Source organism: Ruminococcus sporogenes (genome assembly GCF_054655175.1).
The window spans coordinates 171,503-190,147 of record NZ_BAAHOA010000002.1 but is presented as its reverse complement, the minus strand read 5'-3'; the positions used below and the strand labels follow the sequence as shown (position 1 = coordinate 190,147).

Below are 18,645 nucleotides of genomic sequence, written 5' to 3'. Positions count from 1 at the left end.
CAAAAAATTCAATTTTTATTGTCGATATTGCGAATTGAATTACCTCGCTATATATGTTATTATTTTTATATAATAAATAAGGAGGAGATCGTTTATGTATAGTAAAGGATCACATACGATGAGACTTATAATTGGTATAATTTCAATAGTATTGTGTCTCATTATTTTAATTCAATCTTGTGCTGCGGGAATAGGAAACGCAATCGCCGACAATGGGGAAGCGGGAGGAACCGGAGGATTAATTTTAAGTATTTTCATGCTCATTTCCGGTATAATTGCTATCGCCGCAAGAAAATCCAAAGGCGGAACAATAACATCAACTGTATTTTACGCAGTCGGTGCTGTTATAGCTTTTGCAAGTGCAGGAAGCTATAAAGATTTAATTGTGTGGGGCGTTGTTTCAGCTATCTTTGCAGTTTTGCTTATAATAAGCTTGTTTATGAAGGAAAAGGTATGAAGTGTTCTAAATGCGGAAGCGAAAATGTCACCCTTCAAATTGTCCAAACAGGGGGTAAAACACAAAATAAGGGCGGAGGCTGCTTGTGGTCAATCGGCAGATGGGCGCTTATTATTTGCACTTGCGGTTTATGGCTACTAATCGGCAAACATAAAGGTACAGGAAAAACCACATTTAAAAATGAAACTATGGCTTTGTGTCAGCAGTGCGGAAATAAATGGACTGTATAAAATATCACTCTCCCCGACTAACATCGGGGAGTTTTTATAACAAAAGCTTTCTGAATCGCTCCACAGCTTTATCGTTATATCTAAACGCGTCAACTTCCTTACTGGAGTACGGAGACTTATCGCGATAGAACTCTCCGTATTCGTCGGTTTTTAATTCGTAAGCATTTGCAATCCGCCCAACCTTTTGAGCCGATACATTAAACATTTCACCGATTTCAGTGGCCGAATACATTTTCTGTTCCGACTTCGGTAAAGGTAACAACGGTTTTCCGGCAAGAACTTCCGCCGACTTAGCCACCAGAATATTTTTATACTGCTCCGAAAGAGTATTGACCGAAGCAAGCTTTAAATATTGATTGGACATCCTAACGCGAGCATTCATTTCTTTGACTTCCAAACTCTTGGATTTATCAGTATTGGACTGCGGGACTTGATAGCTTCCTGTTTTGCGAATTGACGGTAATACTTCACTTGTTACCCAATGTTTGAACTTTTTCGCATTTGGCATTTTGCTCGAAAGAATAAGACTGTAAAGACCGGACTCGTTGATACACACAGGATTTTGTTCTCTTCCTATGGAGTCACGAATCGTTACCCCATCCGTCTTGTCCTCTTCATCCACATGGTCGATGATAGCTTTACGTGGATTTGCATAGGCAAGAATTTCAGCAACATCCTTGCCTACAAAGTATGGCTCACCTTCAATAGCAATTGCGCGAACAGAGCCGAACTCGGTGTTCTCAAAAATTTTAATTTCATTCATTTCAATTTTTCCTTTCTGCCGCTATGCGGACTTTGATTCTTTTTGAACTAACAAATAGTCAACGGGCACTCCAAAAATATCCGCCATTTTTAAAAGCTTATTCTGGGGGATTTTGCCTTTTATCCTCCAGTTGTAATATGATTTTCTGCTTACCCCCAGAAGACTTGCAAGCTGAGTTATTGTCAAGCCATTTCTTGCTCTTTCAGCCTCAATGTTAGGATACATAAAATCACCTCCTTGGTCTACTCGTTTCGGGTATATTTATAGTTTATACTCATTTCGGGCAGTTGTCAATATGCATAATACCCAAAATGAATACTATTAATTTGTATTATTTACCCAATTAGAAAACATCCTATTGACACACTTACTCAATTTGTGTATAATCAAATTAAGAAGGGTGGTACGAATATATGAATAGGATTAAAATGCTCAGGGAAGAAAAGCAAATGAATATGAGGGAAGTTGCTGACGCTTTAAAAATCCCTTATACAACTTATGTTAACTATGAAAAGGAATTGAGGGAGCCTAATTCTGAAATGCTTATATCACTAGCAAACTATTTTGAGGTCTCTATTGATTATCTTATCGGTAGAAGTGATTCAAGAAAAAACAATTTACTTAGCAATGAATTAGAATCCAATTTTAATATAAAAGAAAAGAAACTCGTTGATTCTTACCGAAGCCACCCGGAAATGCAATCGGCAGTAGATAAACTGCTGGGGATAGATACTGAAGATTAATCGTTGCCTCCTTTCGATTTATTGTCGAATCATGATTACATTTTTTATTATACTCATGAATTTCAGGATTGCAATAGCGTTGTCGTGAAATACGCGTATACTGTCGCAGTAAAATTTGGAAGTGGGTTTCAACAGTGCTTTTTTGTGCAATATTAACATGTAAAGGAGCGTTAAACATGCTTTGTATAAAGTGTAAGAAAGAAATACCGGATGATTCCCTTTTTTGCAATTGGTGCGGAAAAAAACAAACAGTCGAAAAAAGGAAATCACGCCGTAGAGCAAATTCACAAGGCTCTGTATACAAAGTTTCCGGAAATCGTAGAAAACCATACGCCGCTATTTTGCCGTGTAAGTATGATAAAGAGGGAAATTCTAAGCGTACTGTTCTCGGATATTTTGAAACAAAAACGGAAGCTTTAAACGCTTTAAACGAAGCGGTAGCTGCGAACATGTCCGATAAAATAAGAATGTCCTTAGGAGATGTTTTTGAAAGCTGGAAAAAAATTCACTATAGAGATCTGTCTAAAGACGCAATCAGTAATTATAATTCTGCATGGAAATATATTGAAGTTTATGGATTCAAAAAAATTAAGGATTTAAGAGCTCCCGACATACAAAAGTGTCTTGATGACGCGGTGGCTTCTGGAAGATCAAGAGCTACATGTGAAAAAATACGCTCTCTATATAGCCAGTTATGCAAATATGCAATGTCACAGGACATAATATCTCAAAACTATGCGCAATTTTTAAAATTACCTAAAGCAGATAAAAAAGAAAAAGAAACTTTTAGCGAATCGGATATAAAAATTTTACTGTCCAATGATACAGATAGGACCGCTAAAATTGTTCTGATACTCATTTTTAGCGGATTGAGGATAGGAGAACTTTTTGACATGAAGAAAGAAAACGCATATTTAGACGATTCCCCTCCTCGTTTAATTGGCGGCAAAAAAAGCGAAGCCGGAACTAACAGAATAATACCTATTCACTCGGCAATAATTAATTATATAAAATACTTTTACAATGAATCCGGAAATTATTTAATATCAAATAAAGTTGGAAACCGATTAAATGAAAAGAATTTTAGAGAAAGGGAATACTACCCTTTGCTTGAAAGGTTGGGAATAACTCGTAAATCGCCCCACAGCACCCGCCACACTTTTGCCACCCTACTGCAAGCTAAAGGAGCTAAACCGGAAGATTTGATAAAAGTCATAGGACATGCAGATTATGAAACCACTACAGAAAATTATATACATCAAAACATAGATAAGCTATCGGAAATGATAGAATTATTAAAAGTGGAAAAATGATAGCAGTTTGATAGCAACCGTTTTTAAATACGGGCATATAATCACAAACAAAACAGTGTATTTACGCTGTTGAGCCATTAATATTTTATTTGGTAAGGACGAGGTCACCAGTTCGAATCTGGTTAGCAGCTCCAGGATAATCCCCCATTTTACGCCGTTTGCAAGCAATTGCAGGCGGTGTATTTTTATGCCTAAAATACGGCTACGACACTTACTACGACACTTGTACCAAAAAACTTTTTAAAAATAAAAGCGCACACCGTCATTACAGTGTGCGCTATTATTTTTAAAAATCATTTTATCCCACTACTCCCAACCCCTCCCCTGTTCTCTCCGTAAAGATTTTCAACTTCTTCAAATTCTAAATCAGGCTGAATCTTTTGTATTTCAAACTGAGCTATTCTGTCCCCTTTGCGTATTACAGTTTCTCTTAAAGCTATTGCAGGGAATTGCCACTGATCATCATTCCCGGAATAACTATTATCAATTTGACCTACGCTATTAGCTGATATTATACCAAAACTTTTATAAGTACTGCTGCGAGGATAAATGCACGCCTTATACCCTTCCGGCAATATCATGCCTACCCCTAATGGAATTAATTTATATTCTCCCCTATTAAACTTTATTGTTTCTGCCGCCCTCAAGTCAATTAGATCTCCTTTGGAGAATTTTGAAATTCTTTTTATATCGTTTGCAAAATACTTTATTTTAATTTTCATCATTCTTTTACCTCTGTTTTTATTTTCTTAAATCGTCCGCAATGACAGAAACCTTCGGTTTGCTGTTCCTTAAAATTTTTGCATGGACATTTGGTGTCGGGATTTTTTATTAGCATACACGGGCAATATCCATCATTTTTTTTGACAACCTGTGAAATTTCATTATATTCTATTTCAAGGTTTGAAGTTGCTAAAATTACTCCATGTTCTATATGATTAAAGAATATAACTGTATACGATTCAGAGCGCGGTTGGATTCATGAAACTGATAGAAACGCAATTGACTCAGCTCAAAAAGAATATGACGATCTTGTTTTAAATGAAAAAATCCAGTCCTTAGAAAAATTAATCGATTCGATTGAAAATGGAACTAATACAAGCCATAAACTTGACGAAAGTATTAATGCAATTGAACAGGTAAAAGTTCTGCCGGGAACGATTGACATTATGCAATTAATAAAAGGATTTGATACTGAAACAGTTAATCAAATAAACGGTATTCAAAGCTCAATAGAATCTAATACTGCTATGCCTTCAAATATGGCACGTCAATTTGAAAGTAATTTAAACAATAATTATTCAACTGAATATAAAACAATGAACGTTAACATTGATAAGGTTGTTTCCGATAACCCTATGCAATTCGCAAAACAGATGGAAAGTATTGCAGATAAAAGTTTTGATAATAAATTTCCTGATGCCATGAACAAATTTGCTGATGATTTGAACAGATATAAAATGAATCACTCTAATTAAATGGTATTATTTTATAAGAAAAAATACAAATTACTAAAAAGTTTATATTTATTTCAAAAGGAAATTGGTTGAAAACCCAAAATCGAATAAATTATAAACTAATCTTTTATCTAAAAATGGGAATTGTAATATTGACAAAGTCATAAATTTGTGGTATAACAACTCTTAATTATTTTCACAGCAGTGAATGCTAACATGGAGGTACAAATGTTATCAATCAAAGATATTGATAGATTCTTAAATATAAATAGTAGTACGAAACTATATGGTGACTTTCAAAGTATTGATTATGCAAATATAGAAAAAATTAATACTGAATTGGAATTAAAATGCGAAAAACAAAAATCTATGGATAAAACGGCTTATATAGAAGCTTCTAAAACTTATGCCGGATGATTTTATTATAACAGCTCTACTGTTAAATATCGGTAGAGCTATTATAATTATTTAGATTTAAATTATATCTCGCACATTTAAATGTATTCTTTGATATAAAAGGATCTAATGGCTTTAGTCCCTTTAAGACAATCAAGTTATTGTATAATATTGTTGTATTGGAGGCAATATTATGGCATATATAATTGATATTAAAAAAAATTTTCTATAAATAACGGCTTTCTTTTTATAACTTTTTATTCACTGAATGTTTTATGTAATATATAACTAAGTTATGATCGGGACGTAGTTTATCCCTATTGATGTTTTTAGAAAAGGAATCAAATATAAGTAATTTATATACAAAATTCAAAAATATGATAATTTTTCTTAATCAAGTTCACAAAAAATTTACAAATTATTCATATTTATTCATTGATTAATAAATTAACACATGTTATTGTATAACTAATCGACAATTATCGTCAAATTTGTTGATAATAAAAATTGGGGGAGTTTATATGAATTTATATTATTATGCTTATAAATATGGTTAGCTTTATTAATCAATTGAAATTAAGCAATTTTTAAACCATTTAAGGAGGAATTATGACAAAATATTTTTATAAACGAGCAATTGCGTTAATAACAATGGTTATAGTTATTGTGCCAACCTTTGCACAGCTTGCCGTATCAGCAGAGGAATTTAAAAAATACCCATATATGCTTTTTGGACGCAATGGAATAACGATGACAGTTACATCAAATTTGTGTATAAACGGTAATATTCACACAAATAAAGAAGCCGACATATCCTACTTAAACGGAAATATCAACGGTAAAATCACAACGGGCGCTGATATTGAAAAAAGAATCAAGCACGTTTACGCCGACACTAAGATTCGTGAAACATATTTCACTGAAAACTGCGAGCTTTACGAGGACGGTTATGTTCGTGATGAAATGAATATACATATTAATAATTCGGTGTTCTCTTACGGAAACATCGAGCTTGACGGAAACGTAGCCCTTAATTCCAGCATGGGTACGCTGATGGATATAAACGTGACGGGAGAGGTTAAGAACGCTAATACTTCCGTTGTATATTCAAAGTACGGCGATATTACTATTGAAAACGACAGCACAGCCAACATTAACGGACTTATTTACTGCCCTCTGGGAACGCTTACGATTGATTCTCCGAATATTAACTTGAACGGTGTAATTATTGCCGATAAAATCGTAATTAACGGCGGAAGTGTAAATATCAACTATAAGGACGATATTGCAGGCTTTATAGGAACAGAGTCCGAATATTATGATTTCAGCGATTTAGAATACCTGCCTGAATCTTGGCTTGGCGATACTGATGAGGATATGCTTTTTGATATTTATGAAAAAGTAATAGATACTGATCCGTATGATATAGATACAGATGATGATGGATTGCCTGACGGATATGAAGTTTTAACACTGAACACTGATCCGTTAGAAGTAGATACAGATGAAAACGGAATTTCCGACGCTGACGAAGATTTTGATAATGATAATCTGAATAACTTAGGCGAATATTTGAACAAAACTGGACCGTTCAATCCCGACACAGACGAGGACGGACTTCTTGACGGAGACGAAATCAAAACATATGGAACTGACCCGCTCAATCCGGACACTGACAATGATAAGCTGCTCGACGGTGAGGAAGGCTATGACGGAACGATTTACAAAAAGTACGGCGTTTACTTTGACCCGCTGAATCCTGACACAAACGGCAACGGAATACTTGACGGAGATGAAGTTTACACTCAATCAAAAAATCAGTCTGTTGAGACTTATGACAAAGCGATTACGGAAATCAAGGTTGACATGGACACAAACGGCAGTCTTGAAAGAAATCTTACAATTGAAAGTATGTACGGAATTGACGCAATGTCAAGCGATGTATATGCCATGATAGGCGAGCCGTTTAACTTTACTTCGGAAACAAGCTTTGAATCTGCTACAATTACCTTTAAAATTGATAAATCAAAGCTGGGCGATACTAAGTTTGACAACTTAATTATTCTCTGGTATAATGAAGAAAAACAGATTTTTGAAGAAATGCCCACAACCCGAAACTGGGAGAACTCAACCGTAAGCGCCACAACTACTCATTTTTCACAATACATGATTGTTGACAGCGAGAAGTGGTATGACAATTGGGAAGAAAGTTTCATGGAACTGCGGAAGATGTGGAGTAGCCATACTACATATTATAAGGCAATGAACACTATTTTAGTGGTGGATTGCTCATGGAAAATGGACAGCGCAGACCCGATCAGCTATTCTATTGAGGTTGGATATAACGGAGTTACAGAAGAAAACCATACCGAAATTCTATCTCATATTCAAGGTACTCAATCAAATATCGACTATTATATGAAAAAATACGGACGGAGGAAATGCAACAGAGCATATATATGTGAAAATATAATCGGAAATATGGGCAGCGGAGACAGCGCCGCAGTCATTATGTATTCGGATCACATAGAATCCAATACAGGTTTGACAGGCTCAACGGGACCGCTTTATTCCGCAGTTCAAGGTGTAAACAGTGATGGAAATTCGTTATGGCTGAACAGCGCCGTTCAGACTGCGTTGTCATATGTAAGCGACAGCGATACCAATATGTACCGAATCATAGTATTAACAAACGGCGACGTGTCATACGGTTATGAATTATCATCATATGATTATACAAATGTATCTTTAAATATAGTAAGCCTTGGTAGAGGAAGTATAGGTTCTGATTTAGAAAATATTGTTTATGATACATACGGAGACGTTTACTACGGTTATCCATCGAGTGCTCTTACAAACGTAACCGGAAATACAATAGATATTCCGCCGCAGTTTATTGGTGAAGATTCGGACGGAGACACCATTCCTGATATTGTAGAGCTTTATGGACTAAAGCCAAACGGTCAGCCGATAAATAGTGATCCGAACAAAAAAGATACCGATGGAGACGGACTTGATGACAATGTGGAAATACATTATAACGGAAGTAATTGGACGTCAGAAGTGAACAAAAATGAGTATGACGGTACTGTATACTGTGGCTCCGATCCGACATTAATAGATACGGACTGGGACACATATGACGATAAAAAGGAATATGAGTTAGGCTCCAATCCGTCAGTAGCAAACTTCTATATTGAAAATGAAGATTATGAGTTTGTGATGAATAATGATTACTATAATTCAGACGCATATCGAACGATGTATAACAATAGTGTTCTTACACAGATGTATGTGGGCTTAGGAAACTATGTATTTAACTCTAATTATAGTAAGGTAGAGCTATACAAAACGGCGATTGTTGATTATTTAAATAGAACATTAGAATCCAAAAAGTCCATCTATGAAACACAAGAATGGATTGATTTGGCAAAATCAATTTGTGATGGTTATAATGATTCTGTCGGTCTTGCTTATAAAGTATTGGAGACATCAGGAAAACCGATTGATATAACCCAAAGAGATATGGAGTTGATAAAGGAATTTCAAGCAAAAATGAAGGAAAATTTAAAAATAATTAACTCATATAATCCTTTTAACCAATCAAGTGAAGAAGTTGTTGGCTTAGTTAAACAAGCTAATTTAGATTTTGAATATTTATCATCACAGGTTGATTCTGTTTCCAAAAAAATAAATTTAAAGAATATGAGTATTAAGTTTATTGATGGAAGTATAGGCAGAATAAACGGTATTATTAATATTGCTGACTGGTCTGCTTCTGCTATTGAAGTTTATCATAACTATGCAACATTTAAAAGTAATGTTCATGTTATGGAAGATGGAATAAAATTATTAGAAACCTTTACTCAGTCTGATGATGTATATGTAAAAAAAGCAGCTTTGGAGTTACTGGACTATGCTAATACAGAATATGAAGAGGCTCGTTATGCTTGGTTTCAAGCTGCACAGTCTGTTGGAGAAGATATATTAAGCGCTGAAGTTGATGCTCTATTATTGACGTTGCCTAAATATGGTTCATATGCAAGCTTATTTGTTATTGTAAGTGATTGGGCAACAAATATAGGTGAAACGGCTACACAAGCCGAGTATACCTTTGCAAATGCAACAGTAGCTGAATCTTTACGAAAAGAAATATGGCAAATGGCTAAATCTGGAGAACAGCTTCAAAATGGTATTTCAATCAGCAGAGATTACAAATCTGCTGCAAGGAAATATGTTGATTTAATTGTACTGAGAATAAACGCAGAAGAACAATACATAGCATATAGCAAAGCGTTTCCTTGGTATTCAGAATGGCTGGATAAAGATAACCAAGAGCACGCACAAAATAATATTGATAGATTAAACAATATATTGGTAAAATATATATAAAAGGAGTAATAATTGAAAGAGATTCTATCTTATTGGGATATTCTTTTAGGGTTTTTAGTTATATATATAGGAATACTTAAATTGCGCAAGTTTGAAATTTATAGAAAAAAACGTGATAATGATAAATTAAGAAGTGGTAAATGGACAGTATCCAAGAATGATAGTTTTGAGTATACTCTATTTTATGGACTAATTCTATTAGGTATCATATTTATTTACAATAGGCTCAAAGGTAATATGCCTAATATTATCATTCTTATTAAGTATATTTTTACTCATTAAAGTTTAACTTTGATAAAAATAAAACAACTTCGGTTTCACTTGAAACCCAAGTTGTTTTATTGTAAGCTTACTAATAGCAAAGCGTTTCCATGGTATTTTGAGTGGCTGGATAAAGATAATCAGGAGCACGCTCAAGGTAATATAAATAAACTCAATGATATATTAGAAAAGTTCACATAATAAGGAGAAATAATTGAAAGAGATTCTGTCTTATTGGGATGTTTCTTTAGGTTTAATCGCTATAGGCTTTGGGATTTTTAAATGGATTAAGTTTGAAAAATATAAAAAAAAGCGCAATCAACAAATATTAAAGAATGGCAGATATAAGATTTCATATGCAAGATTTAGGTCTGATAGTCTTTCATATTCTTTATGTTATCTTATAATTACCGCTGGAATAATATTTATCTACAACAGATTAAATGGCAATTTACCTAATATTATTGAGCTTATTAAAGAGTTTGCATCTTATTGAATAAAAATCATGGGTATAGTATAATGCTATATCCATGATTAATTTCAATCAGCAGAGATTACAAAGCTGCTGCAAAAATTCAAAAGAGCAAAACAAACTTAATTGTTTGTTTTGCTCTTTTTCTTTATTACAAAAAATATTTTAAAGGAAGTGATAATATGATATATAAACCTCAAAATGTATACCCTCATAATACGGCTATAGACGCCTCTGAAGATAACAGCTTCTCATTTATATTTAACGGGGATCATTTAAAGGGTTATGATTTTGTGTTCTATGACGCAGGCAATAACGGCCTTATTAAAAAGATGTACGTTCCTCTGTCTGCTTCGGCTATATACAATGATTATGAATCCAGAACAAGAATGTCTTCGGGTACTTTTGAAAACGGTAAAAGCTATAAATATAAAATGAATATATATCAGGAAAAATATGATATATTCGCTATGCAGGGAACAGTCAGATCTATTAATGTTTCTCACCCTTCTGTTCAGATTCCTATTACATACGGCATAACTGAAATTCAGAATCCCATTTATTATGAAGTAAACGGCATTCGCACTCTTTACGGGGCTTGCTGCATGGAAATTGATAACGGAACTGTAAAAGAACGAAGAATGATTACTAATTATGATCCGACTTTGAAATACGGTACAGACGACGGTTACGGCAATTACGATTACAGAACTCTCGTTACCTTGGAAGCCCCCTTTTCCGCGATTCCCCCTGCCGGAACAACATATAAAATATATAAAAATTATATTACTTCCCCCGAATATTTTTTTGAATGTGCAAAACGGCCTGTAATTATACCTGATGTTTCTTTAAACGAATTCGGGAATATTGAATGTGCCTCGTCTTATTCCCAGGAACAAGATATAGGTATTAAAAATTATAAATATTCCTTGTTTAAAGATGAAAAGTCGGACGGTATAATCGACGCTGTTGTAAGGGATTCCGATTCTGTTTCCGAAGATACCATACCTGTATCTGTACCGGAAGGATTGATTTTCTCCATATTTGAAGACGATTATGTTACCGTTACTTATTCTACAGAGAATTCATATACTGTATCTGAAACGAGAATAGTAAAAAGCTATGACTATATTAACAATATAATAACTGTTAAAGAAGGCTTTAGTATTATTCCTCCCATTGCTTCACAGGTTTCCGTATTCAGAGGAAAGCTTACTCTTGTGAGGGAATCGGAATTAATTTACAATCAAACCTTAAAATATGAATTTAACGATATATTAAGCTTCATCCTATACGGTAAAATTAGAAGTTACCGCGCAAAACAAGTCGTGGGGAATATTACCCATCCGCCCGCAGTACTTCCTAAGATTAGAGAGATACCCGCTTAAAATCGGGGCGTCCATTCGTTCACTCCTTTCTTTCTCAATCATGCGCTGCATAAGGTTGTAGTCCTCAATGCTCATGCTCCCGTCAAATACATAGGGGGTCAAAATCCTCCCCGTCCAGGAACGGTCTTTCGGAAAATGGAAGTCCGGCGGCATGGGCGGCTGCCCGCCCTTTCTCGATTTCCTCCGGGGATAAGCGGTCGTCGTGGGCTTCGATAAATTCCTTGATATTGCTATACCCGTTTTCATAGTGGTGCCGTACTCCGGCGGTCAGCTCGTCAAGGTTCATGTCCTCCCCCAGATAGCCGGAATAGTAGCCGTTTACCACAATCGCGCCGAGGTCTTTCTGCCGGATTTCTTCAAGGCGGCTTATGTCATGGGGATAGAGGTAGTCGTTCAGTTCCAGATTTATCTGAAACTTTCCGAGCTCCATCCGTTCCACACATTCCGGCCCCACCCGTTCAAGGTGCGGGACGATGCCAAAATGCAGGAAACGGTGGAGTCCATCAAGCTCAACGGCGTTATGGTTCCTGGCCTTGCCCGCCCCGAAAAAGACGGAAACGGCTATGAGATTGTGGCGGCCATCGGCGCTGTCGCGGCAGTGAGCTGGTGAGCCTGGAGGAAATGCCCTTTATTGTCCGGGATATGACCGACCATGAGGCGGTTGAGGCCATGAAGGACAGCAACAAGCAGAGGGATCAGACGCTCCCCAGCGAGCTGGCCGCCCTTTTGGATCTGGAAGTGGAGGACATTAAGCACCAGGGCTCCCGGCTGAAAGGCGTGGCCGAGGGGGATGTGGGCAAACGCTCCGTTGAGATCGTGGGCGAGGCGCATGATATGAACTATAAAAAGGTCATGCGCTATCTGCGGCTCAATTCCCTTGTGCCCGAACTTCTGAACAAGGTGGACGAAAAGAAGATGGGCTTTATGCCTGCGGTGGAGCTTTCCTACATCAAGCCCAAAAACCAAAGGCTGATTGCCGTTTCCATTGATGGGGAGCAGGCATCTCCCTCTCTGGCCCAGGCCAAACAGCTCCGGGAGCTGGACAAGGAGGGGAAACTCAACGGCGATGTGATTGACGGCATCTTATCAGAAAAGAAAAAGGAGGATCGCGGCGTGATTATTTCTATGGCTGAACTGGAGAAGTATTTTGGCAAGGAGGTCACTCCCGACAAAATGAAGGAGCAGATCATGACTTTGCTGGACGAGTGGAAGGAGAAACAGCCGCCCGAGCTGGCAAAGTCCTCGAAAAAGCTGGAACAGGACAAGTAACCTATCCACTTCGAGACAAATTGTCCTGAAGGCCCGTCCTTTCTGAAAAAATGGTCTGGTGGTATATATCCTCCGTCGCCGCCTGTTTTCCTGCACAGCCGGGAGTGGGCCGTCAAGGGTGCAACGCACCGCCGCTGATGGCGGCCCTTTTTGAAGCCTACATTACCAACCTGGGAAAATACAACGAGGGTGAGCTGGTTGGAGAAACGCTGAAATTCCCAACCACCACGGAGGAGGTGCAAAGGCTGCTGAAACGCATCGGCGTGGATGGGGTGCGTTATGAGGAGTTTTTTATTACCAGCTTTGACGGTGATGTGCTGGGGCTTTATGACTACCTGACGGAATATGAAAATCTGGACGAGCTCAACCATCTGGCCTGCCTGCTTTCCGAGCTGATCAAAGTGATTTGGAGAAATTCGAGGCGGTGATCGACAGCGGCGAGCATACTTCCAGCGTGGCCGACCTTATCAACCTGACACAAAATTTGGATTGCTTTGAATTTTATCCGGGCGTTGAGGACGATGAAACGCTGGGGCGCATCTATGTGGAAGATATGGAGGCTATCGATGTGCCGGAGCACCTGCTCAACTATTTCGATTACGAGGCATACGGGCGGGACATTCGGCTCAACGAGGACGGCCACTTTGCTCCCGGCGGCTATGTGCTGAACAACGGCGGCAAATTCATCGAGCACTATCACGGACTCGATGACATTCCTGCCGAACACAGGGTTTTCGCCTATCCGAAACTTTCGATCCGGGAACAGATGGCGGCCTACAAGGAGATTATTGACGGTTCCTCTCTGGAGGGCTACCGAAAACTTTCCCAAAAGTAGCATGAGGAACGATAGGCGGCACTTCGAGACAATTTGTCCCGAGGCGCTGCTGGAAAGGAGGCGGTGTAACTGATTGATGAAGATGTTTCCCGGCGCACGATTGCCATATCGGTAAAAGCGTCAAAACTGACAGCTCGGGGGCTTGCTTATGTGCTGGGGGCGGTTGCCCGGAAAATCCGAAAGCACCACCGGGCTAAACAAACGCCCCACGGTAGGCAGAGCGTGAAAAAGCTCATGGGGCATGGTACGGCCACAAACAGCATCGAGCTCTCCGGGGATACGAAGTCTTTTGACCGGGTAGCCCGGAAATGGAATGTGGACTATGCCTTTTACAAAACCGGGTCGGACAATTATCTGTTGTTCTTCAAGGCGGGCCAGGCAGATGCGATGACCGCCTGCTTTTCAGAGTATTCACGGAAGGTGCTGAACAAATCCAAATCCAGCCGCATCCCCATCCGGGAACAGCTCAAACAGGCGGCGGATCAGCTTGCAAAGGAAAAGCCCCGCAAGCGGGAACGGGTAAAGGAGGCGGTACATGAGGACAGATAGCGTAAAAAAGTATGTGATACCCAATATCCCATATCTGTTTATCCTGTGGACCTGCCTGAAGCTGGGAACGGCATACCGGCTGGCCGCTGGCGCAAACTTCGCTCACAAGCTCCTGGGGCTGGGCCAGACCATCGGCCCGGCTTTTACCGACTTTGCGCCGGGGCTTGATCCCTTTGATTGGCTGGTGGGTATTGTAGGCGCGGCGGTCTTTCGCCTGCTGATTTATGTAAAAAGCAAGAACGCAAAGAAATTCCGGCGGGATGAAGAGTATGGTTCATCCCGTTGGGGCGGCCCCAAAGACATCCCCCCGTTCGTCGATCCAAAGTTTGAAAATAATATCATTCTCACCGGGACGGAGTTTCTCACCATGAATACCCGCCCCAAAAATCCGGCCAACGCCCGCAATCTCAACGCCTGTGTGATCGGTTCGTCCGGCTCCGGCAAAACCCGATTCTGGCTTACCCCGCAGATCTTGCAGGCCAGCGCGGATAAAAAGGCTGGTTGCAGCTATGTGGTGGTCGATCCCAAAGGCGGGGTGCTCTCCCAGGTGGGAGCTTTTCTGCAACGGCGCGGGTATCGGATCAAGGTGTTCAATTCCATTGATTTTTCCAAATCCATGCACTATAACCCGTTGGCGTATATCCGAAACGAGGCCGACATTCTGAAATTTGTGGACGCTTTAATCAGCAACACGAAGGGCGAAGGCAAAGAGGGTGATCCATTCTGGACGAAGGCCGAGACGCTTTTGTACTGCGCTTTGATTGCCTATATCATTTTCGAGGGGCCCGCCGAGGATCGGAACATGAACACGCTTGTGGATATGATTTCCGGTATGGAGGTCAAGGAGGAGGATGAAAATTTCCAAAATGCCGTGGACTATATGTTTAGGGGGCTGGAAAAGCGAAAGCCGGATTGCTTTGCGGTCAAGCAGTATAAGAAATACAAACTTGCCAGCGGTATGCTAAACTCATAGAGAGGTTTTAATCACTCGATTTTTACATAGTTTTGAAGAAAAGGAGGAGTGACGAAAACTATGGAAAACCGCAAGATTACGGCACTTTATGAGCGTTTGAGCCGAGATGATGAGCTTCAAGGCGAGTCAAACTCTATCACCAATCAGAAGTATATGCTCGAAGAATATGCACGCAACAACAACCTGCCTATCCCTGTTCATTTTACGGACGATGGTATATCGGGAACACGTTTCGACAGACCCGGTTTTATGAAAATGATAGCGGAAGTTGAAAAAGGAAATGTGTATGCTGTCGTTATAAAGGATATGAGCCGACTCGGACGTGATCATATTGTTGTGGGACAGTATCAGGAGATGTTCCGTCAGAAAGGTGTTCGCCTCATCGCCCTTAACGATAATGTAGACACTTTTCGTGGAGAAGATGACCTCGTACCGTTCCGCAACATTATGAACGAGTGGTATGCTAAGGATATTTCCAAGAAGATAAAATCCACATTCAAGGCAAAGGGCAAATCGGGCAAGCACGTTGCAAGTATTCCGCCGTATGGATATGTTAAATCCGAGAAGGATAAAAACCAATGGGTTATTGACGAGGAGGCTGCCGATATTGTCAGGAGGATTTTCAAAATGACAATGGACGGAAAGGGACCGTATCAGATTGCAAAAATATTAGAGGAAGAAAAAGTGTTAATTCCCGGTGCGTACTTAGCACAGAAAGGAATAGGATTGCACCAGAACAAGATTTTTGATAATCCATATCACTGGCAGTCCTCAACCATTGCAAGCATACTGAAAAAGCGTGAGTATCTCGGACACACAGTAAATTTCAAAACCGATAAGCACTTCAAAGACAAGAAAAGCCATTATGTGTCTCAGGATAACTGGGTTGTCTTTGAAAATACTCAAGAGCCGATTATCGACCAAGAACTCTTTGATAATGTTCAGCGTGTAAGAGGAAATGCAAGGCGTTATCCTGACGGCTGGGGCGAAGCAAATACGCTTACAGGACTTATGTATTGCGCTGATTGCGGCAGTAAGATGTATGTTCACAGAGTGAATAACGGTAAAAGAATACCGCAGTTTACTTGTGCAAATTACAGCAAAATTCCCGTAGGAAAGCTATGTCCAACACAGCACAGAGTAAATGCCGATGATGTCATTTCCCTTATAAAAGAAGTGCTGAAAGCAATAGTCGATTATGCCAAACTCGACAAGGAGGCATTTGTAAAAGCGGTTATGGATATTGATAACCAAAAGGAAAATGACGAGATAATCAAGGCAAGAGCCAAAGTTGAAACCCTTACGCAGAGAGAACAGGGAATAGAAAAGCTGATTTGCAGAATTTACGAGGATAACGTCCTTGGCAAGCTTCCCGATGACAGATATTTTACGCTTGATAAGCAATACTCCAAAGAGAAAAATGAAATATCAAATGAAATACAGGTGTTACGGCAGTTTTTAAATTCCACTTGCAGTGAAAAGCGTTCACCCAAAAAGTTCATTGACCTTGTAGAAAAATATCTTGAATTTGACGAGCTTACCACTTGTATGATAAATGAATTTGTCAGCCGAATTGACGTTCACGAGCGTGAGCTGAAAGGAGTAGCAAATTCACCGCAGAGAATAGATATTTATTTCAATTTCATAGGCTTGTACTTACCGCCGATGTTCAATGAAGTCAAAGAGCTAACCGAAGAAGAAATAGCGGAACAGAAGAAAGCACAGGAACGCAAGGAACGGCTTCACAGAAACTATCTCAAAAGAAAAGCCAACGGCAAGCAGGCGAAGTATTATGAGAAATCCAAGGCGAAGAAGAAAGCCACGATTGACTCAATGAAACTTGCTGCAAGAATTGAAGATATGCAAAACGGAGTGTTCTGCTATGTTTCGGATATAGAAAAAACTCCGAGAGTTGCAAGCCCCGAAGCTATATGATACAAAAAAGCAGCGATTTTAATGTCGCTGTTTTTTATTTTCCCAACACCGAAAAAGGTTTTCTTTTCTCGGTTGTCGCCGTCCCGTTGTCAGGAAAGGAGGTGGTGCTTATGTGCTGATATAGTTTAATTCCGAAGAATCAAACCGAAACAATAACAACAATTCTATTTATGAAAGGACAATGCCAAATGAAAAATACTGAAAGAAACCTTCTCGATATCCTCTATGCGAACATCATTGATTATCTGAACGGAGTGCCTTGTGCCAATATGGAACCTCTTGAAGAAGAAATCAGAGAGAGGCTTTACAATTTTATCTGCAAGAGATTTTCCGTAAGCACTCTTGAGGAAATTCCTAATGAGCGTTCGGGAGAGGTTGCCAAGTATCTTGAGGAACTGCTCACCGAAGAAGAAATCAGAATGACAGCAGAACTTCTCGATGAAAAGCGTTCTTTCCTCAACAGAGTCGTGTTTACAACAGTCGTTGACAGATTTGAAGATGAATACTGCAAGGCATTCACTATCTTCTCAGGCTGTTGCAAAAAGGAACTGCTCGAAAGCATTTGCGGATACTTTGATGTAGATGAAATCTATGAAATTGACGATGGCGATATCAGTGAACTGCTTATCTTTTGTGCCAAGTGGGAAATGTCGGAGGAGTTAAAACAGGCAATCAATATTTTCAAGGTGACAGAGATTTTTGAAAAGGAGAAGCAAAATGACAGACGAGGAACTGAAAGAAAAAATACAAAGGGCAGAACAGGATTTAATGGTTGCAAATCAAAAGAGAGTTGCTGTTGAGCACGAAGAAAAAGCACTTCAAAAGAAAATGAAAATGCTGACTCGCAGCCAGAGAACGCACCGCTTATGCGAGCAAGGCGCTATCCTCGGAGCGAAACTGAAAGAGCCTGACTTGCTCACGGCAGAGCAAGTAAAGGCTGTTCTTGATGTGGCTTTTTCACATTCTGATGTGCAGGAGCTTTTGCAGAAATATCTTGAACAGGTTGCTCATATCCCTTAACCTGCGGATAAGGGCGCAATTATACACCGCTATGGGCGGTGAATTGCGTTCTGCCGAAAGCCTCTTGCAGAGAGCCGAGCATAAATGCTCACAAGGGCGCTGCCCCTGCGATTGCTTTTGCAATCTACCCCCTGAATACAAAAGGCTGTTTACACAAAAGTAAGCAGCCTTTATTTTATGCGGAAAGGAGGC

General features: G+C 39.2%; 16 protein-coding genes and 3 pseudogenes. 15 read left to right on the top strand and 4 right to left on the bottom strand.

Annotated elements, in window-relative coordinates; all coding sequences use genetic code 11:
* Positions 1-94: 94 nt before the first annotated feature.
* Complete coding sequence (locus tag ACYQ0N_RS07265; protein ID WP_460162325.1) at positions 95-457, top strand: hypothetical protein; 363 nt, start codon at positions 95-97, stop codon at positions 455-457.
* On the top strand, positions 454-687 hold the full coding sequence (locus tag ACYQ0N_RS07260) for a hypothetical protein (RefSeq protein WP_460162324.1): 234 nt from the start codon (positions 454-456) through the stop codon (positions 685-687). The genes ACYQ0N_RS07265 and ACYQ0N_RS07260 overlap by 4 nt, the downstream gene beginning before the upstream one ends.
* A 34-nt stretch (positions 688-721) precedes the next feature.
* Here ACYQ0N_RS07260 and ACYQ0N_RS07255 read toward each other — a convergent pair whose 3' ends face one another.
* Both ACYQ0N_RS07255 and ACYQ0N_RS07250 read right to left on the bottom strand, forming a co-directional pair.
* A complete protein-coding gene (locus tag ACYQ0N_RS07255; protein ID WP_460162323.1) occupies positions 722-1,450 on the bottom strand; it encodes a BRO-N domain-containing protein in 729 nt (242 codons plus the stop codon).
* A gap of 21 nt (positions 1,451-1,471) precedes the next feature.
* A complete protein-coding gene (locus ACYQ0N_RS07250) occupies positions 1,472-1,675 on the bottom strand; it encodes a helix-turn-helix domain-containing protein (protein ID WP_460162322.1) in 204 nt (67 codons plus the stop codon).
* Between the two features lie 188 nt (positions 1,676-1,863).
* Here ACYQ0N_RS07250 and ACYQ0N_RS07245 point away from each other — a divergent pair, with 188 nt between their 5' ends.
* Positions 1,864-2,193, top strand: a complete 330-nt coding sequence (locus ACYQ0N_RS07245) for a helix-turn-helix domain-containing protein (protein ID WP_460162321.1) — start codon at positions 1,864-1,866, stop codon at positions 2,191-2,193.
* Positions 2,194-2,642: 449 nt separating this feature from the next.
* Complete coding sequence (locus tag ACYQ0N_RS07240) at positions 2,643-3,506, top strand: tyrosine-type recombinase/integrase (RefSeq protein WP_460162320.1); 864 nt, start codon at positions 2,643-2,645, stop codon at positions 3,504-3,506.
* Positions 3,507-3,799: 293 nt separating this feature from the next.
* Here the strand turns inward: ACYQ0N_RS07240 and ACYQ0N_RS07235 are convergent, their stop codons facing one another.
* Positions 3,800-4,231, bottom strand: a complete 432-nt coding sequence (locus tag ACYQ0N_RS07235) for a dUTP diphosphatase (protein ID WP_460162319.1) — start codon at positions 4,229-4,231, stop codon at positions 3,800-3,802.
* Positions 4,232-4,675: 444 nt separating this feature from the next.
* Here ACYQ0N_RS07235 and ACYQ0N_RS07230 point away from each other — a divergent pair, with 444 nt between their 5' ends.
* The 5 genes from ACYQ0N_RS07230 to ACYQ0N_RS07210 all read left to right on the top strand — a co-directional run bounded on the left by ACYQ0N_RS07230 (position 4,676) and on the right by ACYQ0N_RS07210 (position 11,872).
* Positions 4,676-4,984, top strand: coding sequence for a hypothetical protein (locus tag ACYQ0N_RS07230; RefSeq protein WP_177533001.1), 309 nt, complete (start codon positions 4,676-4,678; stop codon positions 4,982-4,984).
* A 207-nt stretch (positions 4,985-5,191) separates the two neighbouring features.
* Positions 5,192-5,380 carry a hypothetical protein gene (locus ACYQ0N_RS07225; RefSeq protein WP_177533000.1) on the top strand — a complete coding sequence of 63 codons (189 nt, stop codon included), beginning with the start codon at positions 5,192-5,194 and terminating at the stop codon, positions 5,378-5,380.
* A 588-nt stretch (positions 5,381-5,968) separates the two neighbouring features.
* Positions 5,969-9,751, top strand: coding sequence for a hypothetical protein (locus ACYQ0N_RS07220; RefSeq protein WP_460162318.1), 3,783 nt, complete (start codon positions 5,969-5,971; stop codon positions 9,749-9,751).
* Between the two features lie 475 nt (positions 9,752-10,226).
* The gene (locus tag ACYQ0N_RS07215; protein ID WP_460162317.1) at positions 10,227-10,508 is read left to right on the top strand and encodes a hypothetical protein; all 282 of its coding nucleotides are present in this window, start codon (positions 10,227-10,229) and stop codon (positions 10,506-10,508) included.
* A gap of 158 nt (positions 10,509-10,666) precedes the next feature.
* The gene (locus tag ACYQ0N_RS07210) at positions 10,667-11,872 is read left to right on the top strand and encodes a hypothetical protein (protein ID WP_460162316.1); all 1,206 of its coding nucleotides are present in this window, start codon (positions 10,667-10,669) and stop codon (positions 11,870-11,872) included.
* A gap of 82 nt (positions 11,873-11,954) precedes the next feature.
* Here ACYQ0N_RS07210 and ACYQ0N_RS07205 read toward each other — a convergent pair whose 3' ends face one another.
* Positions 11,955-12,302 (bottom strand): hypothetical protein, encoded by a 348-nt coding sequence (locus ACYQ0N_RS07205; RefSeq protein ID WP_460162315.1) that lies wholly within the window; start codon positions 12,300-12,302, stop codon positions 11,955-11,957.
* Between ACYQ0N_RS07205 and ACYQ0N_RS07200 the strand changes: the two are divergent.
* From ACYQ0N_RS07200 to ACYQ0N_RS07175, 6 genes and pseudogenes are all read left to right on the top strand, one after another.
* Positions 12,276-13,141: pseudogene (locus ACYQ0N_RS07200) on the top strand (ParB/RepB/Spo0J family partition protein); the annotation flags it as partial. The gene ACYQ0N_RS07205 and the pseudogene ACYQ0N_RS07200 overlap by 27 nt on opposite strands.
* A 137-nt stretch (positions 13,142-13,278) precedes the next feature.
* Positions 13,279-13,976, top strand: a pseudogene (locus ACYQ0N_RS07195) (antirestriction protein ArdA).
* Between the two features lie 69 nt (positions 13,977-14,045).
* Positions 14,046-14,525, top strand: a complete 480-nt coding sequence (locus ACYQ0N_RS07190; protein ID WP_460162607.1) for a PcfB family protein — start codon at positions 14,046-14,048, stop codon at positions 14,523-14,525.
* Positions 14,512-17,433: pseudogene (locus tag ACYQ0N_RS07185) on the top strand (recombinase family protein). Before ACYQ0N_RS07190 ends, ACYQ0N_RS07185 begins: the two are co-directional and overlap by 14 nt.
* A 188-nt stretch (positions 17,434-17,621) precedes the next feature.
* Complete coding sequence (locus tag ACYQ0N_RS07180) at positions 17,622-18,233, top strand: hypothetical protein (protein ID WP_460162314.1); 612 nt, start codon at positions 17,622-17,624, stop codon at positions 18,231-18,233.
* Entirely contained in the window at positions 18,202-18,453 is a 252-nt protein-coding gene (locus tag ACYQ0N_RS07175; RefSeq protein WP_460162313.1) for a DUF3847 domain-containing protein, read from the top strand. The genes ACYQ0N_RS07180 and ACYQ0N_RS07175 overlap by 32 nt, the downstream gene beginning before the upstream one ends.
* Positions 18,454-18,645: the final 192 nt, after the last annotated feature.